Below are 25,769 nucleotides of genomic sequence, written 5' to 3'. Positions count from 1 at the left end.
AAATCCTCACTGAACCGCAACTGCAGGCGTGTTCCACAACACGACCGCAGCGGTCACCAGCAAATTGATCAGGGTCAGTGGCAGGCAGAATTTCCAGCTGAAGTCCATCACCTGGTCATAACGCGGACGCGGGATAGAGGCGCGCAGCAGGATGAACAGCATGATGAAGAACGCGGTCTTCAGGGCGAACCACAGGAACGACAGTTGCGGCAGGATGCCGAACGGACCGTGCCAGCCACCGAAGAACAGGGTGACCAGCAGCGCCGAGATCAAGATGATGCCGATGTATTCGCCAACGAAGAACATGCCCCATTTCATGCCGGCGTATTCAATGTGGTAACCGTCAGCCAGTTCCTGTTCCGCTTCCGGCTGGTCGAACGGGTGACGGTGAGTCACGGCGACGCCAGCGATGAAGAAGGTACAGAAGCCGAAGAACTGCGGAATGATGAACCACAGGTTCTGCGCCTGGTACTCGACGATGTCGCGCATGTTGAACGAGCCGACCTGCACCACGATGCCCATCAGGGCCAGGCCCATGAACACTTCGTAGGACACGGTCTGCGCCGAGGCACGCAAGGCACCCAGCAGGGCGAACTTGTTGTTACTCGACCAGCCGGCGAACAGCACTGCGTAGACCGACAGACCGGCCATGGCAAAGAAGAACAGCAGGCCGATGTTCAGATCCGCGACACCCCAGGTCGGGGTGATCGGGATGATCGCGAACGCAATCAGCAAGGCCGACATGGCCACAACCGGTGCCAGGGTGAAGATCACCTTGTCGGCAAACGGTGGCGTCCAGTCTTCCTTGAAGAACATCTTCAGCATGTCGGCAGCGATCTGGAACATGCCAAACGGGCCAACGCGGTTCGGACCGTAACGGTCCTGCCACCAGCCCAGCAGGCGACGTTCGACAAAGCTGAGCAACGCGCCCGCGACCACAACGGCCAGCAGAATCACGATGGCTTTGACGACCGTCAGGATCACATCGATCACTTCAGGGGTGAACCAGGTCATTGCGCTGCCTCCTGCAGACCGTCGACGGATACGCCGGCGAATGCCGGTGGAATGCCGGCGATGCCCGCAGGCAATGCCACCAGACCTGCGCCCAGTTCTTCATTGATGCGCAGCGGCAGACGCAGGGTCTGACCGGCCACGTTCAGGCTCAGCAGTGCACCTTCGTTGACGCCTAGGCGATCCGCTTCGGATTTGGCCAGTGCAACGTAAGCCGCCGGAATGCGTTCCTGAACCGGCGCGGCTTTCGAAGAGTTCTCTTCGCTGCCGAACAGGTGGAAGAACGGCACGGCTTGCCAGGTGCCCGGCGTCGGGTTGAACGCACGCGGAGCAGCAGCGAACCAGTTCAGCGAATCGCCCGTGCTTTCGATCAGGCGGGTGCCCGGGTCGCCAGCGCGGATGTGACCACCGACTTCGTCCTGGAACTTGTTCCAGGCTTGTGGCGAGTTCCAGCCCGGCGACCAGGCAAACGGCACTTGCTGACGCGGTTCGGCAGAGCCCGAGTAACCTTCCATGGAGAAAGAGAACGCGGTGTCTTTGTCTTGCGAGGTGCGTGGTTCGTGAACGCTGATGTCGGCGCGCATCGCGGTGCGACCGGAGTAACGCAGCGGCTCACGCGCCAGTTTCAGACCCTTGATGCGGAATGCGGCAGACGGCGCAGCATCGACAATACGCGCCAGTTGCGCGGTGCTCGAAGCAACGGCAGCGGTGACGTGGTCGAGTTGCGTCCAGTCGATCGGCTGATTCAGCAAGGTGGCGCGCAAGGCGTGCAACCAGCGCCAGCCTTCGTGCACCAGAATGCTCGCGTCCAGGTATTGCGGATCGAAAACCTGGAAGAAGCGCTGGGCGCGACCTTCCTGGCTAACCAAAGTACCGTCGCCTTCAGCGAAGCTGGCGGCTGGCAGAACCAGATGCGCGCGATCGCTGGTAGCGGTTTTCTGATGGTCAGCGACGATCACCACTTTCGCGGCGTTCAGGGCTGCATCGACTTTGTCTTTGGCGGTGCGGGTGTAGAGATCGTTTTCCAGCACGACGATAGCGTCGGCCTTGCCATCGATCACTGCTTGCAGCGCAGCATCAACCGATTCGCCACCGAGCATCGCCAAGCCGAGGCTGTTGGCTTCCGGCACGATCAGGCTGATGGAACCGTTCTTCTCGCGCAGCTTCAGGGCCTTCGCGATATTGGCAGCAGCCTCAATCAGCGCTTTTGAACCCAGCGAAGTACCGGCGATGATCAGCGGACGCTTGGCGGCGAGCAGGGCATCAGCAATGCGCTTGGCCAGTTCCAGTGCTTCAGCATCCAGGCCTTCAACAGCCGGTGCGCTGGCATCCAGAGCGTGAGCCACAGCAAAACCGATGCGCGCTAGATCGTCGGGAGCTGCGTGAACGCATTCTTCGGCGATGTCGTCGAGCTTGGTTTCAGCCAGACTGGCAATGAACAGCGGGTTCAGCGCGTGCTGACCGATGTTCTTCACCGCGGCGTCGAGCCATGGCTGGACGCGCATGGCGTCGGCCATTTCTTCGGCCTTGCCCTTGACCGACTGACGCAGCGACAACGCCATACGGGCGGCGGTCTGGGTCAGGTCTTCACCGAGCACGAAAATGGCGTCGTGGTCTTCGATGTCGCGCATGTTCGGTACTGGCAGCGGGCTGTCATTGAGCACTTGCAGAACCAGACGGATGCGTTCCAGTTCGGCCGCTTCGATACCCGAGTAGAAGTGTTCGGCGCCTACCAGTTCACGCAACGCGTAGTTGCTTTCAAGGCTGGCACGCGGCGAACCGATACCGACGATGTTGCGACCGCGCAGCAGATCGGCGGCTTTATCCAGCGCAGCATCGAGGCCCAGTTTGGTGCCGTCGGCCAGCAGCGGCTGACGTGGACGGTCGGTGCGGTTGACGTAGCCATAACCGAAACGGCCACGGTCGCACAGGAAGTACTGGTTCACCGAACCGTTGAAACGGTTTTCGATGCGACGCAGTTCGCCGTAACGCTCGCCCGGGGAGATGTTGCAACCGCTCGAGCAGCCATGGCAGATGCTCGGCGAGAACTGCATGTCCCACTTGCGGTTGTAACGCTCGGAGTGAGTCTTGTCGGTGAACACACCGGTCGGGCAGACCTCGGTGAGGTTGCCGGAGAACTCGCTTTCGAGGGTGCCGTCTTCAACGCGACCGAAGTACACGTTGTCGTGGGCGCCGAACACACCGAGGTCGGTGCCGCCAGCGTAGTCCTTATAGAAACGCACACAGCGGTAGCAAGCGATGCAGCGGTTCATTTCGTGGGAAATGAACGGGCCCAGTTGCTGGTTCTGGTGGGTACGTTTGGTGAAGCGATAACGGCGCTCGTTGTGGCCGGTCATCACTGTCATGTCTTGCAGGTGGCAATGACCGCCTTCTTCGCACACAGGGCAGTCGTGCGGGTGGTTGGTCATCAGCCATTCGACAACACTGGCGCGGAACGCCTTGGATTCTTCATCTTCGATGGAGATCCAGGTGTTGTCGGTGGCAGGGGTCATGCAGGACATGACGATGCGACCACGGGTGTCGTTCTCGTCGGTGTACTGCTTGACCGCGCACTGGCGGCAAGCCCCGACGCTACCTAGCGCGGGGTGCCAGCAGAAATATGGAATGTCGAGGCCCAGCGACAGACATGCCTGTAACAGGTTGTCTGCCCCGTCGACTTCGAGCGCTTTGCCGTCTACGTGGATAGTGGCCATGGTTCAAAGGTCTTCGTTGGCCCGGTGTCAGCGGGCGTGGCTAATGGAATCTTGTTATCCGTGCGAATCAAACCAGCCTCGAAAGGCGTCATCGCAGGAGGTGAAGAGCACGGGCCCTTCACCTTTATTAAGCGTTTACGCGCCGATTACGATCGGCCTTGCCAGAGGCGGGACGGCGGCGCTGACAGGCGCGATACCGGCTTCGAACTCTGGACGGAAGTATTTGATGGCACTGCCCAACGGCTCCACGGCACCCGGTGCGTGAGCACAGAAGGTCTTGCCCGGGCCGAGGAAACCGACCAGACCCAGCAGGGTCTCGATATCGCCTGGCTGACCACGGCCTTCTTCGATGGCCATCAAGAGCTTGACGCTCCATGGCAAACCATCGCGGCACGGGGTGCAGAAACCGCAGGATTCGCGGGCAAAGAACTGCTCCATGTTGCGCAGCAGCGAAACCATGTTGACGCTGTCGTCCACCGCCATCGCTAGGCCGGTACCCATACGGGTGCCCACTTTGGCGATGCCGCCGGCGTACATTTGTGCGTTGAGGTGCTCAGGCAGGAGGAAACCGGTACCGGCCCCGCCTGGCTGCCAGGCCTTGAGTTTGAAACCGTCGCGCATGCCGCCGGCGTAGTCTTCGAACAACTCGCGACCGGTAACGCCGAATGGCAATTCCCACAGACCCGGATTCTTGACCTTGCCGGAGAAGCCCATGAGCTTGGTGCCCATGTCTTCAGAGCCTTCGCGGGCCAACGATTTGTACCAGTCAACGCCGTCGGCAATGATCGCCGGCACGTTGCACAGGGTTTCAACGTTGTTCACGCAAGTCGGCTTGCCCCAGACGCCGACGGCGGCAGGGAAGGGCGGCTTGGAGCGCGGGTTGGCGCGGCGGCCTTCGAGGGAGTTGATCAGTGCGGTTTCTTCACCGCAGATGTAACGCCCGGCGCCGGTGTGCACGAACAGTTCGAAATCGAAGCCTGAGCCCAGAATGTTCTTGCCCAGCAGGCCAGCTGCCTTGGCTTCTTCCACGGCACGGTTGAGGTGCTTGGCGGCGGTGGTGTATTCGCCACGCAGGAAGATGTAGCCACGGTAGGTTTTCAGCGCGCGGGCACTGATCAGCATGCCTTCGATCAGCAGATGGGGCAGTTGCTCCATCAGCATGCGGTCTTTCCAGGTGTTCGGCTCCATTTCATCCGCGTTGCACAGCAGGTAGCGGATGTTGATGGATTCGTCTTTGGGCATCAGGCCCCACTTAACGCCAGTGGGGAAGCCTGCACCGCCGCGACCTTTGAGGCCTGCGTCTTTCACGGTCTGGACGATGGCGTCCTGATCCATGTCGGCAAAGGCTTTGCGCGCAGCGGCGTAACCGTTCTTGGCCTGGTACTCGTCGAGCCACACGGCTTCGCCGTCGTCACGCAGACGCCAGGTCAGCGGGTGAGTCTCGGCCGACCGCTGAATGCGGTTGGCAGGACCGAAAGATGTCAGGGTCATACGTAGCCCTCGAGCAGTTTGGCGACGCCAGCAGGCTGCACATCACCAAAGGTGTCGTCGTCGATCATCAGCGCCGGTGCCTTGTCGCAGTTGCCGAGGCAGCAGACAGGCAGCAGGGTGAAACGACCGTCGGTGGTGGTCTGACCCAGGCCGATGCCCAGATTGTTCTGGATTTCGCTGACCACCGACTCGTGGCCGCCGATGTAGCAGACCATGCTGTCGCAGACGCGAATGATGTGACGGCCGACGGGCTGACGGAAGATCTGGCTATAGAACGTCGCCACACCTTCAACGTCGCTGGCCGGGATGCCGAGCATCTCGCCGATCGCGTACAGGGCGCCATCCGGCACCCAGCCACGTTCTTTCTGAACGATCTTCAGGGCTTCGATCGACGCCGCGCGCGGGTCTTCGTAGTGATGCAGCTCGTGCTCGATGGCCGAGCGCTCGGTTTCACTCAAGGTGAAACGGTCTGTCTGGATAAGCGTGCTGTTCATGCTTAGCGGTCCACGTCGGCCATAACGAAGTCGATACTACCCAGGTACGCAATCAAGTCCGCGACCATGCTGCCTTTGATCACCGAAGGGATCTGTTGCAGATGCGGGAAGCTTGGAGTGCGGATCCGGGTACGGTAGCTCATGGTGCCGCCGTCGCTCGTCAGGTAATAACTGTTGATGCCCTTGGTCGCTTCGATCATCTGGAAGGATTCGTTGGCCGGCATGACCGGACCCCACGAAACTTGCAGGAAGTGCGTGATCAAGGTTTCGATGTGCTGCAGCGTGCGCTCTTTGGGCGGCGGCGTGGTCAGCGGGTGATCCGCCTTGTACGGGCCTTCCGGCATGTTGCGCATGCACTGGTCGATGATCTTGATGCTCTGGCGCATCTCTTCAACGCGCACCATGCAGCGGTCGTAGGCATCGCCATTGGCGGCCAGTGGTACTTCGAACTCGAAGTTCTCGTAGCCGGAGTACGGACGCGCTTTACGCAGGTCGAAATCGCAACCGGTCGAACGCAGGCCTGCACCGGTGACGCCCCATTCCAGGGCCTCTTTGGTGTTGTAGGCGGCAACGCCGATGGTACGACCCTTGAGGATGCTGTTCTGCAGGGCCGCCTTGGTGTATTCGTCGAGGCGTTTTGGCAGCCATTCAACGAAGTCTTTCACCAGTTTTTCCCAGCCGCGCGGCAGGTCGTGGGCAACGCCACCGATGCGGTACCAGGCCGGGTGCAGACGGAAACCGGTAATGGCTTCGATCACCGTGTACGCCTTCTGGCGGTCGGTGAAGGTGAAGAACACCGGGGTCATTGCGCCAACGTCCTGAATGTAAGTACCCAGGAACAGCAGGTGGCTGGTGATCCGGAAGAACTCGGCCATCATGATGCGGATGACGTCGACCTTCTCAGGCACCTTGATGCCGGCCAGCTTCTCGACCGAGAGCACGTACGGCAGGTTGTTCATCACGCCGCCGAGGTAGTCGATACGGTCGGTGTACGGGATGAAACTGTGCCACGACTGACGCTCGGCCATCTTCTCGGCGCCACGGTGGTGGTAACCGATGTCCGGAACGCAGTCGACGATTTCTTCACCGTCCAGTTGCAGAATGATGCGGAACGCACCGTGAGCCGAAGGGTGGTTCGGGCCCAGGTTGAGGAACATGTAGTCCTCGTTCACACCGGAACGCTTCATGCCCCAGTCTTCAGGACGGAAGCGCGCGGCTTCTTCCTCAAGCTGCTGCTTGGCGAGGTTGAGGCTGTACGGATCGAATTCGGTGGCGCGCGCCGGGAAGTCCTTGCGCAGCGGGTGACCTTCCCAGGTCGGCGGCATCATGATGCGCGACAGGTGCGGGTGGCCTTTGAAGTCGATGCCGTACATGTCCCAGACTTCACGCTCGTACCAGTTGGCGTTCGGCCAGATGCTGGTGACGGTCGGCAAGCTCAGGTCGCTCTCGGACAAGGCGACCTTGATCATCACGTCACTATTACGCTCAAGCGACATGAGGTGATAGAACACGGTGAACTCGGCGTCCGATGGCAGCCCTTGACGCTTGGTGCGCAGACGCTCGTCCACGCCGTGCAGGTCATAGAGCATGACGTACGGCTTGGGCAGGTTGCGCAGGAAAGTCAGGACTTCGACGAGTCTGGCACGCGCCACCCACAGCACCGGCATGCCGGTGCGGGTTGGCTGGGCGGTAAACGCCTCCGGGCCAAAACGGTTGTTCAATTCAACGACCACATCCTGGTCGTCTGCCTTATAAGGCGGGATGTACAGAGCGCTGCCTGTAGTCATGGTTATTTATTCGCTTTCGGTCAACGTAAAGAATGAAGCCAGCTTCTCGTTTCTTTGTAAGAACAGATCTGGATCAGACTTCGTCAGGGCTGCGCAGGTTGGTCACTGCGATTCGCTGTTCGCGGCGCTGTTCCTTCTGCGAAGGCATGTCGGCGCGATAAACGCCTTGATCACCAACGACCCAGGAAAGCGGGCGACGCTCCTTGCCAATCGATTCCTGCAACAGCATCAAGCCTTGCAGAAATGCTTCTGGACGGGGCGGGCAGCCAGGTACGTAGACGTCCACCGGCAGGAACTTGTCCACCCCTTGAACCACGGAGTAGATGTCGTACATGCCACCGGAGTTGGCGCACGAACCCATGGAGATAACCCATTTCGGTTCGAGCATTTGCTCGTAGAGACGCTGAATGATCGGCGCCATCTTGATGAAGCAGGTACCGGCGATAACCATGAAGTCGGCCTGGCGCGGCGATGCCCGGATAACCTCGGCGCCAAAGCGCGCGATGTCGTGGGGCGCCGTGAAGGCGGTGGTCATTTCCACATAGCAGCACGACAGGCCGAAGTTGTAAGGCCACAGGGAGTTTTTACGTCCCCAGTTGACCGCGCCACTCAGCACGTCTTCGAGCTTGCCCATGAAAATGTTTTTGTGAACTTGATCTTCTAACGGATCGGAAACGGTTTCCCGTTCGCCGATCGGGTACTGATCGTTAGGAGCATCGGGGTCGATCCTGGTGAGATTGTATTGCATTGCCAAAGCCTCATTGTTTCAGCTTCGCCTGCCGCTTGCGACGAGCTTCCGGAGCCCAGTCAAGGGCGCCCACTCGGAACAGGTAGACAAGACCTGCCAACAGAATTGCTATGAAAACGAGAGCTTCGACGAATCCGGTCCAGCCGCTTTCGCGGACGGACACAGACCATGCAAAGAGAAAGAGGGCTTCGATATCGAAGATCACGAAGAGCATCGCGACCAGATAGAATTTGGCTGAGAGCCGCAAGCGGGCGCCACCGGTAGGTAGCATGCCCGACTCGAACGGTTCGTTTTTGCTGCGGCCCCAGGCTTTTGACCCGAGGAGGCTGGAAACGCCAAGCATGAAGGCACACAGGCCGACGACACCCAGAAGGAAAATGGCAAAGCCCCAGTTGTGGGCCATGAGTCCTGTCGCTTCGGGCATGCTGGTAATCCTTAACAGAGAGCAAAGGTCTCTGAGCTTGATAAAGAAATAGGCAGTGACGATATGTCGCAGCAATCAATCGCGCTGATTTTATGGCTAAACACCCAGCAAGTAAAATTCCTATAGCGAAATTATTTATTGGAATAAGGACATAGCGCACCTCGAATGCCCTGAGGCCCATGCGTTGCGGGCATTAGCCGGGTTTCAATGAATAATGTTTTGTCGGGAATGTAACGAACATAGTTATGGCTGAATGATAATTAATATCGTTTGGGGTGGTTTTGTAACTATTTAGCGGCGCAGTAGTTGGGAAGTTGTCTTATATACCCGTTACTGCAAGTAGCGGCGGCGTCCGTTTTAGCTGATTTTTCCTACGCCCATACGGCTCTGGATCAATGTTTTTTCAGAAAGGTCTGGCACGGGTTTGTGATGTCCGAGGAATCGCCACCCCTCTGTAGGAGCTGCCGAAGGCTGCGATCTTTTGACTTTGGGCTTTCAACATCAAAAGCAAGATCAAAAGATCGCAGCCTTCGGCAGCTCCTACAGGGGGGAGGGGGCGCGGTTTCTGCAGGCAAAAAAACGCCCCGAACCAGTCGGGGCGTCAGATGTGCAGCGCTGCGGTTAGCTTTTATTCGGTCCGCAACGGCCGTTTACTCAGGCGAAGCAGAATCAGTGGAACTGTTCTTCTTCGGTCGAACCGGTCAGCGCGGTTACCGAGGACGAGCCACCCTGAATCACGGTGGTCATGTCGTCGAAGTAGCCGGTGCCCACTTCCTGCTGGTGCGCCACGAAGGTGTAACCCTTGGAAGCGTCAGCGAATTCCTGCTCTTGCAGCTTCACGTAGGCAGTCATGTCGTTGCGGGCGTAGTCGTGCGCCAGGTTGAACATGCTGTGCCACATGTTGTGAATGCCGGCCAGGGTGATGAACTGGTGCTTGTAGCCCATGGCGGACAGTTCGCGCTGGAACTTGGCGATGGTCGCGTCGTCCAGGTTTTTCTTCCAGTTGAAGGAAGGCGAGCAGTTGTACGACAGCAGTTGGTCCGGGTATTCCTTCTTGATCGCTTCAGCAAAGCGACGGGCTTCGTCCAGATCCGGCTTGGCGGTTTCGCACCAGATCAGGTCGGCGTACGGTGCGTAAGCCAGGCCACGGGCGATTGCCTGGTCCAGACCGGCACGAACCTTATAGAAGCCTTCCTGAGTACGCTCGCCAGTCACGAACGGCTGGTCGTACGGGTCGCAATCGGAAGTCAGCAGGTCCGCAGCGTTCGCATCGGTACGCGCCAGAATGATGGTCGGTGTACCGGCAACGTCAGCAGCCAGACGTGCAGCGGTCAGCTTCTGTACGGCTTCCTGAGTAGGAACCAGTACTTTACCGCCCATGTGGCCGCATTTTTTCACGGAAGCCAGTTGGTCTTCGAAGTGAACGCCGGCGGCGCCTGCTTCGATCATGCTCTTCATCAGCTCGTAGGCGTTCAGCACGCCGCCGAAACCGGCTTCGGCGTCAGCCACGATAGGCGCGAAGTAGTCGATGTAGCCTTCGTCGCCCGGGCCTTTGCCGGCTTTCCACTGGATCTGGTCAGCACGACGGAACGAGTTGTTGATGCGCTTGACCACGGTTGGAACCGAGTCCACCGGGTACAGCGATTGGTCCGGGTACATCGATTCTGCGGAGTTGTTGTCCGCAGCGACTTGCCAGCCCGACAGGTAAATGGCCTGGATACCGGCCTTGACCTGCTGAACAGCCTGGCCGCCGGTCAGGGCGCCCATGCAGTTGACGAAATCTTTGTCTGGACGGAAGGACGGCTTGGCACCCTGGGTGACCAGGTTCCACAGCTTCTCGGCGCCGAGTTTTGCAAATGTGTGCTCAGGTTGAACCGAGCCACGCAGGCGGACGACGTCAGCAGCGGAGTAAGCGCGGGTCACGCCTTTCCAGCGCGGGTTTTCAGCCCAATCTTTTTCGAGGGCTGCAATTTGCTGTTCGCGTGTCAGTGCCATGGAGATAAACCTCGTCGCGTCTTTTATGAAAAGTTGTTCTGCGGTGGAAAATTCCTGCGCTCGCTGACCAGAAGCTTAGGCGGTCAAGTCGGATTCGGCGGGGTAGGCGACGGGATGAACGATGGGCTCGAGGGGAAGTGAGCAGGTAAGGGCGGACTGCGGGCGCATTCGGGCGTCGTGGGCCTTTGTACGAACTACAGCGTGAAGCCGGGTTACCTAATTACGCTTCCGTCCCTCGGGACAACTTCGTTCCAGTCGGCAACCTCGTCAAACACACCTTGTGGGCGGTACAGACACGAAGCGGTTCGCGGGGTAGATGCGAACATCGCTTCGAAGGCCCTTGCCAGGGCCTCTGATTAGCGGGAGCGAGGCCATCATGCCTTCGCTTTTTTGCCTCGTCAAACGTTTTGTAGTGCTTTTTTTAAAGCACTACATCTTTCGTCTAATACGACTAATCAGTCAGTTTTCGGTGGTTTAGTCCAAGGCGTCGACTTTCACCTTCAAGGTCATGTCATCCCGGCCTTGAGTCGAGTAGCTGCGGGCCAGGCCCTGTTTGTCGGCCTGAGTCTGGCGATTGACGCCGGCCAGAGTGATCCACTCGCCGAGGCGTCCGCTGACGGTTGTGTCGGTACTTTGCACGTTCACTACATCGGGACGTTCCTGGCTCATACGGTCACGATTGGTCGTGATTGCCAGGTGAACGATGTCGCCGGTGACGCTGGCGGTGACGTAGAAACCCTGGGTGACGTTGCGGTACTCGGTCTGGCTGTTGTAATCGCCGTAGGAGTTGCTCTGGCTGCTGGTGATCGGCACGCTCTGGCCGACCTGGATCAGCGCCGGCATGCCGTCGGTGGCCTGGACTTGCTGGACGCCGCCGTCACGGCTGGCGGTGCTGCGGCTGATGATGCGGGTCTGCGCGCCATTGACCGAATAACCTTCATCGCCACGGCCGTTGTTTTCATTGGTGTCGACAGTGATCAGCAGGCGTTTTGGCGCCGTGTCGAGCTGAGTAATCAGCGTCTTGAGTTCCTCGATCTTGTCCGGCTCGGCCTTGATGATCAGTTGATTGCCATAGGCGCTGACCTGGCCGTCCTTGCCGATGAAGTCTTGCGCCATCGGCAGCATGTCGGCGCTGGTGCGGTACTTGAGGGGGACGACTTCTGTGGCTGCCATCACCGAAAAACTGCAGCCGAGCAGCAGGGTGGTGAGCAGGGTGCGTAGGGACATGTCCGTTATCTCCGCTTTCGAAAGGCTTGATATTGCCAGTTTGTCGGCCCGGGGTGGGGCAAGTTGAATCGTAGACAGCAAAACGCCCCGGCATCCGAGAATGGCGGGGCGTTTTGTGGTGTGCTTGCGGGCGCCATCGCGAGCAGGCTCACTCCTACAGGGAATCGCATTTCAATTGTAGGAGTGAGCCTGCTCGCGATCGCCGCGCCGCGGTCTTACGCCGAATGGCGAACCATATCAACGTGCGGAATCCCTGCTTCCAGGAACTCCTCACTGACCAGGCTGAAACCCAGGCGCTCATAAAACGCCGTGGCCTGCACCTGAGCGCTGAGCATCTGCTGTTTCAGACCGCGCGCTTCAGCTTCAGCGATGACCGCTTGCATCAGCGCATCACCGACCTTCATGCCGCGCCAGTCTTTGAGCACCGACACCCGGCCGATGTGCCCGTCGGGCAACAGTCGTGCGGTGCCGATCGGGAAGTCGCCTTCAAACGCCAGAAAGTGCACGGCGCTCGCGTCATCCGCGTCCCACTCCAGCTCAGGTGGCACCGATTGCTCAGCGATGAATACCGTCTCACGAATGCGGCGGATCTCGGCGATGTCCTTTTGCCAATCTGCGACACGTACGCGAATCTTATTCATCGGCGAACCCCAGGCTCCCTTGCTTGACCAGTTCGCACAGCAGGCCACGACCGTCTTCGTCGTTCAGCCAGTCGCCGAGGTTGTCGACATGCAGGGCATCTGCGGCGCAGATCAGTTTCAGCAGCTCGCGCAGTTTGCCCGGCAGGTAACGGCTCTGGCCGCTGGCGAACAGCAGCAAGTCGTCATCGACTTCCGACCACGCCAGACGGGCGCTTGGATTGCGGATCAGCACGGCGCCATCCTGCAGGGCGCTGAGGAAGTCTTCTTCCTCGACTTCTTCCGGGCCGACGACCAGTTCCGGGTAACGCGGCTCGGTCATGTACTGGCCGAACCAGGTCAGCAGCAGACGCTCGTCGCTCATGTGTTCGGCGAGCAGGCTTTTCAGGCGATCCAGTGCGTCGTGTTGAATCTGATGCGGATCGACCGCTGGCTGCGCGTCGGCATCGGTGTAGCGCTCTTCGTCAGTCAGGAACTGGCTGAGGAAGTCGGTGAAGTGGGTTAGTACTTCGGATGCGCTTGGTGCGCGGAAGCCGACCGAGTAGGTCATGCAGTTGTCGACAGCGACACCGCAGTGGGCCAGGCGCGGCGGCAGGTAAAGCATGTCGCCCGGTTCCAGAACCCATTCTTCGGTCTGTTCGAATTCAGCGAGGATGCGCAAGTCTGCGTGTTGCAGCAGCGGGCTCTCGGAATCGCACATCTGGCCGATTTTCCAGTTGCGCTTGCCGTGACCTTGCAGCAGGAACACGTCGTAGTTGTCGAAGTGCGGGCCAACGCTGCCACCCGGGGCGGCGTAACTGATCATCACGTCGTCGACGCGCCAGCTCGGCAGAAAGCGGAAGCTTTCCAGCAGCTCGCTGACTTCCGGCACGAACTGGTCGACTGCCTGAACGAGCAGGGTCCACTCTTTCTCCGGCAATTTGCTGAATTCGTCTTCGGCGAACGGGCCGCGGCGCAGCTCCCATGGGCGCTCGCCGTGCTCGATCACCAGGCGCGATTCAACTTCTTCTTCCAGGGCCAGGCCGGCCAGTTCGTCGGCGTCGATCGGGCTTTCGAAGTCAGGAATCGCCTGGCGGATCAGCAGTGGCTTTTTCTGCCAGTAGTCGCGCAGGAATTCGCGCGCCGTGATGCCGCCCAGAAGTTGAAGAGGAATATCGGAATTCATATGTAACCTATTGAAAAAAAGCACTTTTCAGACGGGAATAAAAACGCCCGGCGCGGCCGGGCGTCTCAAACGGTTCAAGCGGTCGATCAGATGCGTTTGGCTTGCGCTACAGCGTTACCGATGTAGTTGGCCGGGGTCAGCTGTTTCAGCTCGGCTTTCGCTGCGGTTGGCATGTCCAGGCCGTCGATGAAAGTCTGCAACGCTTCAGGGCTGATGCCCTTGCCGCGGGTCAGTTCTTTCAGCTTTTCGTACGGGTTTTCGATGTTGTAGCGACGCATCACGGTCTGGATAGGCTCAGCCAGAACTTCCCAGCAAGCGTCCAGATCAGCGGCGATCTTCTGCGCGCTCAGTTCGAGTTTGCTGATGCCTTTGAGGCTGGCTTCGTACGCGATCACGCTGTGGGCGAAGCCGACACCGAGGTTACGCAGTACGGTGGAGTCGGTCAGGTCGCGCTGCCAGCGGGAGATCGGCAGTTTGCTCGCCAGGTGCTGGAACAGCGCGTTGGCGATGCCCAGGTTGCCTTCGGAGTTTTCGAAGTCGATCGGGTTGACCTTGTGCGGCATGGTCGACGAACCGATTTCGCCAGCGATGGTGCGCTGCTTGAAGTAACCCAGGGAGATGTAGCCCCAGATGTCACGGTCGAAGTCGATCAGAATAGTGTTGAAGCGCGCAATGGCGTCGAACAGCTCGGCGATGTAGTCGTGCGGCTCGATCTGCGTGGTGTACGGGTTGAAACCCAGACCCAGCTCGTCTTCGATGAAGGCGCGGGCGTTGGCTTCCCAGTCGATCTGCGGGTAAGCCGACAGGTGAGCGTTGTAGTTGCCGACAGCGCCGTTGATCTTGCCCAGCAGCGGCACGGCAGCGACTTGAGCAATTTGACGCTCGAGGCGGTAAACCACGTTCGCCAGTTCTTTACCCAGAGTGGTCGGGGAGGCTGGTTGGCCGTGGGTGCGCGACAGCATCGGCACGTCGGCGAAACGGATCGCCAGCTCGCGGATGGCCTCAGCGGTCTGGCGCATCAGCGGCAGCATTACATCGTCACGGCCTTCGCGCAGCATCAGGGCGTGGGACAGATTGTTGATGTCCTCGCTGGTGCAGGCAAAGTGGATGAATTCGCTGACCGCGGCCAGTTCAGGCAGCTTGGCAGCTTGCTCTTTGAGCAGGTATTCGATCGCCTTGACGTCGTGGTTGGTAGTGCGCTCGATCTCTTTGACGCGCTCGGCGTGCTCCAGCGAGAAGTTTTCAGCCAGTTCATTGAGAACGGCGTTGGCCTCGGCGGAGAAGGCTGGCACTTCAGGAATACCGGCGTGGGCGGCCAGGCGCTGGAGCCAGCGCACTTCAACCAGAACACGGGCACGGATCAGACCGTACTCGCTGAAAATCGGGCGCAGGGCCTGGGTTTTGCCGGCGTAGCGGCCGTCAACAGGGGAAACCGCAGTGAGCGAAGAAAGCTGCATGGGGTGTTCTCGGACAGTCGGGCAACGAAATGGGGCGCGTATCATACATGAAAAAATCCGCCGGTCCGTTGCCAACTGACCGGCGTATTACGCGTTACAGACTTCAAAGCGTTTGTTGCAGGCGATTTACTCGCTGCGCATCAGCGGATACAGCTCTTTGAGCAGCTTGCGCCGGCTGACGACCAACTGCCAGCGATGGCCGCCGAGCTGACGCCACAGGCGCGCCGAGCGAATCCCGGCGAGCAGCAGGGCGCGAATCTTCGAGGCGTTGCTCGGCTGCTGCAGGTTGCGCATGTCGCCGTGCACCTGAATGCGTTGGCGCAGCGTGCTCAGGGTGTCCTGATACAGCGCGCCGCATGCGGCAATGACGTTTTCGTGCGCCGGGCCGAAATGCTCGACCTGCGACTGGATCTGCGGCAGACGCTTGCCGATCGCATCGAGCATGTCGTTGCGCTTGGCCAGTTGGCGCTCAAGACCAAGCATCGACAGGGCATAGCGCAACGGTTCGCGCTGCAACGTGCTCGGATCGCGTTCGAGAGCGCCGATCAGTGCGCGATAGCCTTCGCGCAGATTGAGGTCGTCGCCGCCGTACACGTCCAGCGTGTCTTTCGGATCGCGTACCAACAGACTGCCGAGCATGCAGGTCAGGCCGGCTTCGCTGGTCTGGCCGCTTTTGGCGATCCGGTCGACCAGCACGGCGGCGAGAAATACACCGCCCAGCGCCGTCAGTTGCTCCTGAGTCGGGCTCATGCCTGACCGCTCCACGGCTCGGCGACTTCGATCACGCCGCCGCCGAGGCAGATTTCACCGTCATAGAACACCACCGATTGGCCCGGTGTTACCGCGCGTTGTGGCTCATCGAACACGGCGCGGTAGCCGGTTGCAGTCTGCTCCAGCGTGCAGGCCTGATCGCTCTGGCGATAGCGTACTTTGGCGGTCAGACGACGTGGCTGGCTCAGATCGATCGGGTTGACCCAATAGATTTCCGAAGCGAGCAGGGCGCCGGAGAACAACCACGGATGGTTGTTGCCCTGGCCGACGATCAGCTCGTTGGTGTCCAGATCCTTGCGCAGCACGTACCACGGCTCGTCGCCGGCATCTTTCAGGCCGCCGATGCCCAGGCCCTGACGCTGACCGATGGTGTGGTACATCAAACCGTGGTGACGGCCGATGACTTCGCCTTCGGTAGTTTTGATCTCGCCCGGCTGTGCCGGCAGGTACTGCTTGAGGAAGTCGCTGAAGCGACGCTCGCCGATGAAGCAGATCCCGGTGGAATCCTTCTTCTTGGCAGTGGCCAGCTCGTACTTCTCGGCAATTGCGCGGACTTCAGGTTTTTCCAGTTCGCCGACCGGGAACAGAGTCTTGGCGATCTGTTCGCCGCCGACGGCGTGCAGGAAGTAGCTTTGATCCTTGTTCGCATCGAGGCCTTTGAGCAGCTCGGTGCGGCCGTCGATGTCACGGCGGCGCACGTAGTGGCCGGTGGCGATCAGGTCGGCGCCGAGCATCATGGCGTAGTCGAGGAACGCCTTGAACTTGATCTCGCGGTTACACAGGATGTCCGGGTTCGGCGTGCGCCCGGCCTTGTATTCGGCCAGGAAGTGCTCGAACACGTTGTCCCAGTACTCGGCAGCGAAGTTGGCGGTGTGCAGCTTGATGCCGATCTTGTCGCAGACAGCCTGGGCATCCGCCAGGTCGTCCATGGCGGTGCAGTATTCCGTTCCGTCGTCTTCTTCCCAGTTCTTCATGAACAGGCCTTCCACCGCGTAGCCCTGCTCGATCAGCAGGAGAGCGGAAACGGAAGAGTCCACGCCGCCGGACATGCCGACAATGACGCGCTTCTTGGATGTGTCAGAAGGGGCTGGATCACGCATAGGGATTCAATGAGTGTCTTTAAAAAGGACGCGATTCTATCAGGCTCGCGGCCTCAAGGCTAAAGAGAAGGGCGGATCAATTCGAGGCCGAAGTGATGGCCTGCCAGATAATCATCGATGCAACGGATGATCAGCTCGCTGCGCCAGTGTTCGCGCTGCTCGATTAATTCGTCGCGGGTCAGCCACTTGGCGCCGACGATGCCGTCGTCGAGCTGATAATCCGGGTGATGTTTCAGTGCTTTGGCGACGAAGCAGACGCGTTGGTAGGTCACGCCGTTGCTGGGTGCGGTGTACAGGTAAATGCCGACCACGCCGGTGGGTTCGACGTCCCAGCCGGTTTCTTCGAGGGTCTCACGGATTGCGGCGTCGATCAGGGTTTCATCCGGATCGAGATGACCGGCGGGCTGGTTGAGCACGTTACGGCCGGCCTTGTGCTCTTCGACCATCAGAAAGCGACCGTTGTCCTCGACGATGGTGGCGACGGTGATGTGGGGGAGCCATTCCATGAGTTGTCCTCGTTTTGAACATTGAAACCCGATTACTGTGGGAGCTGGCTTGCCAGCGATGGCGGCCTATCATTCAGCATTGAAGGTGACTGATCCACCGCTATCGCTGGCAAGCCAGCTCCCACAGGGTTTTGTGGTGATCATAAAACCCGGAAACACAAACCCCGGCACCTGGCCGGGGTTTGTGATGTTCCCTTTACAACCTTAAACCAGCGCAGCAATCGCCGCGTTGAGGGTTGCGCTTGGGCGCATGGCCTTGCTGATCAGCTCGGCATTGGCGTGGTAGTAACCGCCGATGTCGACTGGCTTGCCCTGAACGGCGTTGAGCTCGGCAACGATGGTTGCCTCGTTCTCGGTCAGAGTCTTGGCCAGCGTCGCGAACTGCGCTTGCAGTGCAGCGTCTTCGGTCTGGGCAGCCAGAGCCTGAGCCCAGTACATCGCCAGATAGAAGTGGCTGCCGCGGTTGTCGATGTTGCCGACTTTGCGCGATGGCGACTTGTTGTTGTCGAGGAACTGGCCAGTGGCCTGATCCAGGGTCTTGGACAGCACCAGTGCTTTCGGGTTGTTGTAATTCACACCCAAATGCTCAAGCGAAGCGGCCAGAGCCAGGAATTCACCCAGCGAATCCCAGCGCAGGAAGTTCTCTTCAACCAGTTGCTGCACGTGCTTCGGAGCCGAACCGCCGGCGCCGGTTTCGAACAGGCCACCGCCGTTCATCAGCGGCACGATCGACAGCATCTTGGCGCTGGTGCCCAGTTCCATGATCGGGAACAGGTCAGTCAGGTAGTCGCGCAGTACGTTGCCGGTCACCGAGATGGTGTCCTTGCCATCGCGGGTGCGCTGCAGGGTGAACTTCATTGCGTCGACCGGCGCCATGATCTGGATGTCCAGACCTGCGGTGTCGTGATCCTTCAGGTAAGCCTGAACTTTCTCGATCACTACGCCGTCGTGAGCGCGCATTGGGTCCAGCCAGAAAATCGCTGGAGTGCTGCTGGCGCGAGCACGGTTGACGGCCAGTTTGACCCAGTCCTGGATCGGCGCGTCTTTGGTCTGGCACATGCGGAAGATGTCGCCGGCTTCAACAGCCTGTTCCATCAGCAGGGTGCCCTTGCTGTCGGTCACACGAACCACGCCGTCAGCCTTGATCTGGAAGGTCTTGTCGTGGGAGCCGTATTCTTCGGCTTTTTTAGCCATCAGGCCAACGTTTGGCACGCTGCCCATGGTGGTCGGATCGAAAGCACCGTTGGCTTTGCAATCTTCGATCACGGCCTGGTAGATGGTCGCGTAGCAGCGATCCGGGATCACAGCCTTGGTGTCGTGCAACTGACCGTCGGTGCCCCACATCTTGCCGGAGTCACGGATCATTGCCGGCATCGAGGCGTCGACGATAACGTCGCTCGGCACGTGCAGGTTGGTGATGCCTTTATCGGAGTTGACCATCGCCAGCGATGGACGCGCAGCGTAGACCGCTGCCATGTCAGCTTCGATCTGCGCTTGTTGCTCGGCTGGCAGGGCTTTGATGCGAGCGTACAGATCGCCGATGCCGTTGTTCAGGTTGAAGCCGATCTGGGCCAGCACGTCAGCGTGCTTGGTCAGTGCGTCTTTATAGAACTCGGCAACGATCTGGCCGAACATGATCGGGTCAGAGACCTTCATCATGGTCGCTTTCAGGTGAACCGACAGCAGCACGCCTTGAGCCTTGGCGCTTTCGATTTCAGCAGCGATGAACGCACGCAGGGCGTTTTTGCTCATCACGGCGCAGTCGAGAATCTCGCCAGCCTGAACGGTGGTTTTTTCTTTCAGGACGGTAGCGGTACCGTCTTTGGCGATCAGCTCGATTTTCACAGCGTCAGCGGCGTCGATCAGGGCAGCTTTTTCGCTGCCGTAGAAATCGCCGGTGCTCATGTGAGCGACGTGGGATTTGGAGTCTTTGGCCCAGGCGCCCATTTTGTGCGGGTGCTTGCGCGCGTAGTTCTTGACCGACAGCGGTGCACGACGATCGGAGTTGCCTTCGCGCAGAACCGGGTTCACGGCGCTGCCCTTGATCTTGTCATAACGCGCCTTGGCGTCTTTGTCGGCGTCGCTGGTCACGGTTTCCGGGTAGTCCGGCAGGTTGTAACCCTGAGCTTGCAGCTCTTTGATCGCAGCTTGCAGCTGAGGAACCGAAGCACTGATGTTCGGCAGCTTGATGATGTTGGCTTCAGGCGTAACGGCCAGGTCGCCCAGTTCGGCGAGGTGGTCGGCTACGGCTTTGTCACCCAGTTGCTCGGGGAAGCTGGCCAGGATGCGCGCTGCAAGAGAGATATCGCGGGTTTCCACGGCGATATCGGCCGAGGCGGTGTAGGCCTCGATGATCGGCAGCAGGGAATAGGTGGCGAGGGCTGGGGCTTCGTCGGTGAAGGTATAGATGATCTTCGAGCGGGTGGGCATATTCGGATTAACTCTCTCTTCTTTGCTAAGCGTGCGCAGAAACTCGAGGGGCGCCGGGTAAGCGCGTTCGTTCAAAGTCATCCATGAACCGAATGTCGAGAATCTTCGCGGTGATGTTGGGTGCATCGTTGAGCGTCGAGCAGTCAGGTTGCGATAACAACCTGGCTATAGGGCGGAAAGTCTCGTTCTAGACAGGCCAGCCGTCGTGACCCTGTGGTCAGCGGCCGGCATTATACATAGGTAGCTGGCAATCTGCCGATGGTTCATATGCAACGATTCTCGTCCATTGGTCTAAAGGTCGCAGGGCAGGGTGGGGCGTAGAGTCGTCGCGAATGCTTGAGTTTGGCGCTTTTCCCTTTGCTTTCAGGCTTGTACGAAACCAGATGTGCCTGCGCCGCGAACAGAGGGTTTGCGTGTTGATTTAACTGGGTTACGCTCGAACCAAGCCAGATGTTCAATCCAAACAATGGAGTTCAGCATGGGTTACAAGAAGATTCAGGTTCCAGCCGTCGGCGACAAAATCTCCGTCAATGCAGACCATTCTCTCAATGTTCCTGATAACCCGATCATCCCCTTCATCGAAGGTGACGGCATTGGTGTCGACATCAGCCCGGTGATGATCAAGGTTGTCGATGCTGCAGTTCAAAAGGCATACGGCGGCAAGCGCAAGATTTCCTGGATGGAAGTCTACGCCGGGGAAAAAGCCACTCAGGTTTACGATCAGGACACCTGGCTGCCTCAGGAAACCCTGGACGCAGTCAAGGATTACGTGGTTTCCATCAAAGGCCCGCTGACCACCCCGGTCGGTGGCGGCATCCGCTCGCTGAACGTGGCCCTGCGTCAGCAACTCGACCTCTACGTCTGTCTGCGCCCGGTGCGCTGGTTCGAAGGCGTGCCAAGCCCGGTGAAAAAGCCTGGCGACGTCGACATGACGATTTTCCGCGAGAACTCCGAAGACATCTACGCCGGTATCGAGTGGAAGGCCGGTTCGCCGGAAGCGACCAAGGTCATCAAATTCCTTAAAGAAGAAATGGGCGTCACCAAGATCCGTTTCGACGAAAACTGCGGCATCGGCGTCAAGCCGGTTTCCCTGGAAGGTACCAAGCGTCTGGCGCGCAAGGCTCTGCAATATGTCGTCGATAACGACCGCGATTCGCTGACCATCGTGCACAAAGGCAACATCATGAAGTTCACCGAAGGTGCCTTCAAAGAGTGGGCCTATGAGGTGGCTGCGGAAGAATTCGGCGCGACCCTGCTCGACGGCGGCCCGTGGATGCAGTTCAAAAACCCGAAAACCGGCAAGAACGTTGTGGTCAAAGATGCCATCGCCGACGCCATGCTTCAGCAGATCCTGCTGCGCCCGGCCGAATACGATGTGATCGCGACCCTGAACCTCAACGGCGACTACCTCTCCGACGCCCTGGCAGCGGAAGTGGGCGGTATCGGTATTGCGCCGGGCGCCAACCTGTCCGACACCGTAGCGATGTTCGAAGCCACCCACGGGACCGCGCCGAAGTATGCCGGCAAGGACCAGGTCAACCCGGGTTCGTTGATTCTGTCGGCAGAAATGATGCTGCGGCACATGGGCTGGACCGAGGCGGCGGATCTGATCATCAAGGGCACCAACGGCGCCATCAGCGCCAAGACCGTGACCTATGACTTCGAACGTCTGATGGAGGGGGCCAAGCTGGTTTCGTCTTCGGGCTTCGGTGATGCGCTGATCTCGCACATGTAAGAGCAACACCCTGCAACAAAAGCGCCCGGCTCGAAATAATCGAGCCGGGCGTTTTTTTTATGGCCGAAGGTGCTGGGCGTCAGCTGGTTACCTTTTGTTGCTTGGCGTCGACGGGGGACGTTTCTTTTTCGGAATCGACGGCTCCAATCTTCACGGCGTGCAAGCCTTTTGGGCCTTGCACGATGTCGAATTTCACCACTTGCCCTGCCTTGAGGGTTTTGTACCCGTCCATTTCGATGGCGGAGTAGTGCGCAAAGAAATCAATGTCTTTGCCGTCTTCATCGCGACCTTCGCGGGCGTCGGTATTAATGAAACCGAACCCCTTGGCATTGTTGAACCATTTCACCTTGCCGACAGCCATGCTCAAATCCCTCTGCAACAGACTCCATCGCTGGAGTATCATCCAAGTCATCCGCAATCTAATCCGTTAAAAGGATTGACTCCGCGGATCTTTTTTACCCACTGTGGGCTCTATTGGTTGTAACACCGTTTTCCCGATAGTCAAGGTGACCGGGCAGTCGGAGTTGAAAACGTGGACAACCGCCCCCACCACTGTATTTGCACAACTGACGAACCTTTCTTTCCATGCATGCAATCAGCCAGATTCGACTAACATTCAATCAGGATCGCCCGACTCTCCAAAAGGATCACCCGGAGGAACGCGACGACGATTCGGCGGGCGTTGCTGTTCAGGAAGCAAAGCCTGCGTTACAGGCGCCGCCGATGTACAAGGTGGTTTTGTTCAACGATGACTACACACCGATGGATTTCGTCGTCGAAGTGCTCGAGGTGTTTTTTAACCTGAATCGCGAGCTGGCGACCAAGGTCATGCTGGCCGTTCACACAGAAGGACGGGCAGTATGTGGAGTGTTTACCCGCGACATCGCCGAGACAAAGGCCATGCAGGTCAACCAGTACGCCAGGGAAAGCCAGCATCCGCTACTCTGTGAAATCGAGAAGGACGGTTAATCGCCGACCACTTGGGTATGAGGTGAAGCTATGTTAAACCGCGAGCTCGAAGTCACCCTCAATCTTGCCTTCAAGGAGGCTCGTTCGAAACGTCATGAATTCATGACCGTCGAACACCTGCTGCTGGCCCTATTGGACAATGAGGCTGCCGCCACCGTTTTGCGTGCCTGCGGCGCGAACCTCGACAAACTCAAGCACGACCTGCAGGAGTTCATCGACTCCACCACGCCATTGATCCCCGTCCATGACGAAGATCGCGAAACCCAGCCAACCCTGGGCTTCCAGCGTGTACTGCAACGTGCTGTTTTCCACGTACAGAGCTCGGGCAAGCGTGAAGTAACCGGCGCCAACGTTCTGGTTGCAATCTTCAGTGAGCAAGAGAGTCAGGCAGTGTTTCTGCTGAAACAGCAGAGCGTTGCGCGCATCGATGTCGTCAATTACATCGCGCACGGCATTTCCAAAGTGCCGGGGCATGGCGATCACTCTGAAGGTGAACAAGATATGCAGGACGACGAGGGCGGTGAGTCTTCTTCTTCAGGCAATCCTCTGGATGCTTATGCCAGCAACCTCAACGAACTCGCACGCCAGGGTCGTATCGATCCGTTGGTCGGACGCGAATTGGAAGTCGAGCGCGTCGCACAGATTCTCGCGCGTCGTCGCAAGAACAATCCGCTGCTGGTAGGCGAGGCTGGCGTGGGTAAAACCGCGATTGCCGAAGGCCTGGCCAAGCGTATTGTCGACAACCAGGTGCCTGACCTGCTGGCTGGCAGCGTTGTTTATTCCCTTGATCTCGGTGCTCTGCTCGCGGGCACCAAGTATCGCGGCGATTTCGAGAAGCGCTTCAAGGCGCTACTCAATGAATTGAAAAAACGTCCGCAAGCCATTCTGTTCATCGACGAGATCCACACCATTATTGGTGCCGGTGCTGCGTCGGGTGGCGTGATGGATGCTTCGAACCTGCTCAAGCCTTTGCTCTCGTCTGGCGACATTCGTTGCATCGGTTCGACTACGTTCCAGGAATTTCGCGGCATCTTCGAGAAGGATCGTGCCCTCGCACGACGCTTCCAGAAGGTCGATGTCGTCGAGCCGTCGGTGGAAGACACCATTGGCATCCTGCGCGGCCTGAAGGGGCGCTTCGAAGCGCATCACAACATCGAGTACAGCGATGAGGCGTTGCGCGCCGCTGCCGAACTGGCTTCGCGCTACATCAATGACCGGCACATGCCGGACAAAGCCATCGACGTCATTGACGAAGCCGGCGCTTACCAGCGCCTGCAACCGGTCGAGAAACGCGCCAAGCGTATCGAAGTGCCGCACGTCGAAGACATAGTGGCGAAGATTGCACGGATTCCGCCGAAGCACGTCACCAGCTCCGACAAGGAACTGCTGCGTAACCTGGAGCGCGATTTGAAGTTGACGGTGTTTGGTCAGGACGCGGCGATCGATTCGCTGTCGACTGCGATCAAGCTGTCCCGTGCCGGCCTCAAGTCGCCTGACAAACCAGTCGGTTCGTTCCTGTTCGCAGGGCCAACCGGTGTCGGTAAAACCGAGGCCGCGCGACAATTGGCCAAGGCGCTGGGTATCGAACTGGTTCGCTTCGACATGTCCGAGTACATGGAGCGTCACACCGTATCGCGTCTGATCGGTGCGCCTCCGGGCTATGTCGGCTTTGATCAGGGCGGTCTGTTGACCGAGGCGATCACCAAGCAGCCGCATTGCGTATTGCTGCTCGATGAAATCGAGAAGGCGCACCCGGAAGTCTTCAACCTGCTGCTGCAGGTGATGGATCACGGCACGCTGACCGATAACAACGGGCGCAAAGCGGATTTCCGCAACGTAATCGTGATCATGACCACCAACGCCGGTGCCGAGACGGCCGCGCGTGCTTCGATCGGCTTCACTCATCAGGATCACTCGTCTGATGCAATGGAAGTGATCAAGAAGAGCTTCACGCCGGAATTCCGTAACCGTCTGGACACCATTATCCAGTTTGGTCGCCTCAGTCATGAGGTCATCAAGAGTGTGGTGGACAAGTTCCTTACCGAGCTTCAGGCGCAGCTGGAAGACAAGCGGGTGCTGTTGGAAGTGACCGACGCGGCGCGCAGTTGGCTGGCGGCCGGTGGTTACGACTCGGCAATGGGCGCACGGCCGATGGCGCGCCTGATCCAGGACAAGATCAAGCGTCCGCTAGCGGAGGAGATCCTGTTTGGCGAGTTGGCTGAGCATGGTGGTGTTGTGCATATCGATATCAAGGATGGTGAGATGACCTTTGACTTCGAAACCACGGCTGAGATGGCCTGACGGCCTGTTGTAAGCGAAAGGCGCCTTCGGGCGCCTTTTTGTTAGTTGTCGTTTGGGTTTTTTGGGTGAATATCCGTTGCTGCGGTGATGGCTTATTACGGTTTCGCCCTTACGGCGACTCACTTTTTTTCAAGCGCCAAAAAAAGTAAGCAAAAAACGCTTGCTCCTACGTGCGGCCCGCTCGCTGGGGCTCGGGGTCCCTTCGCTTCGGGATCGATCCGGGCGCAGCGTCTCCGGTTTGCTGCGCTGCACCTCCTCTCGCTGTGTTTGGCTTCGCCAAACGGTCGCTGCGCTCCCACCCCCGGATCAATCCCTCCACTCAGCCTTCCGACGTCGCCCGTGGATCAAGATCAAGAGCTGCAGCCGAGCTAACGCTCATCCTGTTGAGTGGTGAGGAGCGGGTGTTCGGATTTGATTTTGTAGTGGATTCGCCCCTCACCCCAACCCTCTCCCGGAGAGAGAGGGAGAGGGAGCCGATTTGTGTGCTTTTCAAAGCCTGAGTTCGACTCGGTATCGCACGTGGGCGTAGTTCGCCCAAGCACCCCGGTCAGTCCCTTCTCCCTCCGGGAGAGGGCTAGGGTGAGGGGCTCTTGATCTGGCTTTTGATCTTGCTTCGGCTTTTGATCTTTTGCCCCATCGGCAGGCCGAGCGTAGGTGTTCATCAGGGGGTAGGCGCGCAGCGCCGTGCGGCGTAGCCGCATACATCGAGAGGAGGTGCAGCGAAGCAAACCGTAGGCGATGCCCCCGGATGGACATCGTAGCGAGGGAACACTGAGCCTAAGCGAAGTGCCGTACGCCGGGGCAAA

20 protein-coding genes are annotated in these 25,769 nt (G+C 59.0%); 3 read left to right on the top strand and 17 right to left on the bottom strand.

The features are described from left to right. Positions 1 to 6 precede the first annotated feature (6 nt). From nuoH to ACA061_RS16385, 16 genes are all read right to left on the bottom strand, one after another. Positions 7 to 1,014 carry an NADH-quinone oxidoreductase subunit NuoH gene (nuoH, locus tag ACA061_RS16460; RefSeq protein ID WP_064390680.1) on the bottom strand — a complete coding sequence of 336 codons (1,008 nt, stop codon included), beginning with the start codon at positions 1,012 to 1,014 and terminating at the stop codon, positions 7 to 9. Then, on the bottom strand, positions 1,011 to 3,725 hold the full coding sequence (gene nuoG / locus ACA061_RS16455; protein WP_497299637.1) for an NADH-quinone oxidoreductase subunit NuoG: 2,715 nt from the start codon (positions 3,723 to 3,725) through the stop codon (positions 1,011 to 1,013). Before nuoG ends, nuoH begins: the two co-directional genes overlap by 4 nt. A 135-nt stretch (positions 3,726 to 3,860) precedes the next feature. After that, the gene (gene nuoF, locus ACA061_RS16450; protein ID WP_497299636.1) at positions 3,861 to 5,216 is read right to left on the bottom strand and encodes an NADH-quinone oxidoreductase subunit NuoF; all 1,356 of its coding nucleotides are present in this window, start codon (positions 5,214 to 5,216) and stop codon (positions 3,861 to 3,863) included. Continuing rightward, positions 5,213 to 5,710, bottom strand: a complete 498-nt coding sequence (gene nuoE / locus ACA061_RS16445) for an NADH-quinone oxidoreductase subunit NuoE (RefSeq protein WP_042559867.1) — start codon at positions 5,708 to 5,710, stop codon at positions 5,213 to 5,215. The genes nuoF and nuoE overlap by 4 nt, the downstream gene beginning before the upstream one ends. A gap of 2 nt (positions 5,711 to 5,712) precedes the next feature. Next, positions 5,713 to 7,497 (bottom strand): NADH-quinone oxidoreductase subunit C/D, encoded by a 1,785-nt coding sequence (gene nuoC, locus ACA061_RS16440; protein WP_047302093.1) that lies wholly within the window; start codon positions 7,495 to 7,497, stop codon positions 5,713 to 5,715. 73 nt (positions 7,498 to 7,570) lie between these two features. Next, positions 7,571 to 8,245: a NuoB/complex I 20 kDa subunit family protein gene (locus ACA061_RS16435; protein ID WP_042559865.1), complete on the bottom strand. Its 675-nt coding sequence runs from the start codon at positions 8,243 to 8,245 to the stop codon at positions 7,571 to 7,573. A 10-nt stretch (positions 8,246 to 8,255) separates the two neighbouring features. After that, positions 8,256 to 8,669: an NADH-quinone oxidoreductase subunit A gene (locus ACA061_RS16430; protein ID WP_003223812.1), complete on the bottom strand. Its 414-nt coding sequence runs from the start codon at positions 8,667 to 8,669 to the stop codon at positions 8,256 to 8,258. A gap of 669 nt (positions 8,670 to 9,338) precedes the next feature. Further along, positions 9,339 to 10,664: an isocitrate lyase gene (gene aceA / locus ACA061_RS16425; RefSeq protein WP_033057066.1), complete on the bottom strand. Its 1,326-nt coding sequence runs from the start codon at positions 10,662 to 10,664 to the stop codon at positions 9,339 to 9,341. A 474-nt stretch (positions 10,665 to 11,138) separates the two neighbouring features. Beyond that, positions 11,139 to 11,891: a secretin N-terminal domain-containing protein gene (locus ACA061_RS16420; RefSeq protein ID WP_150604174.1), complete on the bottom strand. Its 753-nt coding sequence runs from the start codon at positions 11,889 to 11,891 to the stop codon at positions 11,139 to 11,141. 215 nt (positions 11,892 to 12,106) lie between these two features. Continuing rightward, positions 12,107 to 12,532 (bottom strand): GNAT family N-acetyltransferase, encoded by a 426-nt coding sequence (locus ACA061_RS16415; protein WP_042559863.1) that lies wholly within the window; start codon positions 12,530 to 12,532, stop codon positions 12,107 to 12,109. Then, positions 12,525 to 13,694, bottom strand: coding sequence for a ribosomal protein uL16 3-hydroxylase (locus ACA061_RS16410; protein WP_150615229.1), 1,170 nt, complete (start codon positions 13,692 to 13,694; stop codon positions 12,525 to 12,527). Before ACA061_RS16410 ends, ACA061_RS16415 begins: the two co-directional genes overlap by 8 nt. Positions 13,695 to 13,780: 86 nt before the next feature. After that, positions 13,781 to 15,151, bottom strand: a complete 1,371-nt coding sequence (gene purB, locus ACA061_RS16405) for an adenylosuccinate lyase (protein ID WP_497299635.1) — start codon at positions 15,149 to 15,151, stop codon at positions 13,781 to 13,783. Between the two features lie 126 nt (positions 15,152 to 15,277). Beyond that, on the bottom strand, positions 15,278 to 15,901 hold the full coding sequence (gene hflD, locus ACA061_RS16400; protein ID WP_150604177.1) for a high frequency lysogenization protein HflD: 624 nt from the start codon (positions 15,899 to 15,901) through the stop codon (positions 15,278 to 15,280). Then, on the bottom strand, positions 15,898 to 17,022 hold the full coding sequence (gene mnmA, locus ACA061_RS16395) for a tRNA 2-thiouridine(34) synthase MnmA (protein ID WP_497299634.1): 1,125 nt from the start codon (positions 17,020 to 17,022) through the stop codon (positions 15,898 to 15,900). The genes hflD and mnmA overlap by 4 nt, the downstream gene beginning before the upstream one ends. A 59-nt stretch (positions 17,023 to 17,081) precedes the next feature. After that, positions 17,082 to 17,528 (bottom strand): NUDIX hydrolase, encoded by a 447-nt coding sequence (locus tag ACA061_RS16390; RefSeq protein ID WP_150604179.1) that lies wholly within the window; start codon positions 17,526 to 17,528, stop codon positions 17,082 to 17,084. A gap of 204 nt (positions 17,529 to 17,732) precedes the next feature. Then, on the bottom strand, positions 17,733 to 19,958 hold the full coding sequence (locus tag ACA061_RS16385) for an NADP-dependent isocitrate dehydrogenase (protein ID WP_497301951.1): 2,226 nt from the start codon (positions 19,956 to 19,958) through the stop codon (positions 17,733 to 17,735). Between the two features lie 478 nt (positions 19,959 to 20,436). Between ACA061_RS16385 and icd the strand changes: the two genes are divergently transcribed. After that, positions 20,437 to 21,693 (top strand): NADP-dependent isocitrate dehydrogenase, encoded by a 1,257-nt coding sequence (icd, locus tag ACA061_RS16380; protein WP_150597244.1) that lies wholly within the window; start codon positions 20,437 to 20,439, stop codon positions 21,691 to 21,693. A 79-nt stretch (positions 21,694 to 21,772) separates the two neighbouring features. Here the strand turns inward: icd and ACA061_RS16375 are convergent, their stop codons facing one another. After that, positions 21,773 to 22,054 (bottom strand): cold shock domain-containing protein, encoded by a 282-nt coding sequence (locus tag ACA061_RS16375; RefSeq protein WP_150615232.1) that lies wholly within the window; start codon positions 22,052 to 22,054, stop codon positions 21,773 to 21,775. Between the two features lie 224 nt (positions 22,055 to 22,278). On the opposite strand from ACA061_RS16375, the gene clpS reads away from it, so the two are divergent. Together clpS and clpA are read left to right on the top strand one after the other, a co-directional pair. Then, positions 22,279 to 22,662: an ATP-dependent Clp protease adapter ClpS gene (clpS, locus tag ACA061_RS16370; RefSeq protein WP_042559854.1), complete on the top strand. Its 384-nt coding sequence runs from the start codon at positions 22,279 to 22,281 to the stop codon at positions 22,660 to 22,662. Positions 22,663 to 22,692: 30 nt separating this feature from the next. Beyond that, positions 22,693 to 24,963, top strand: coding sequence for an ATP-dependent Clp protease ATP-binding subunit ClpA (gene clpA, locus ACA061_RS16365; RefSeq protein WP_047301913.1), 2,271 nt, complete (start codon positions 22,693 to 22,695; stop codon positions 24,961 to 24,963). The last annotated feature ends 806 nt before the right edge of the window (positions 24,964 to 25,769 follow it).

The sequence above is a fragment of the Pseudomonas sp. LBUM1668 genome, assembly GCF_059695715.1.
Note: the sequence above shows the minus strand (reverse complement) of the source record. Positions and strands in the feature narration are given on the sequence as shown.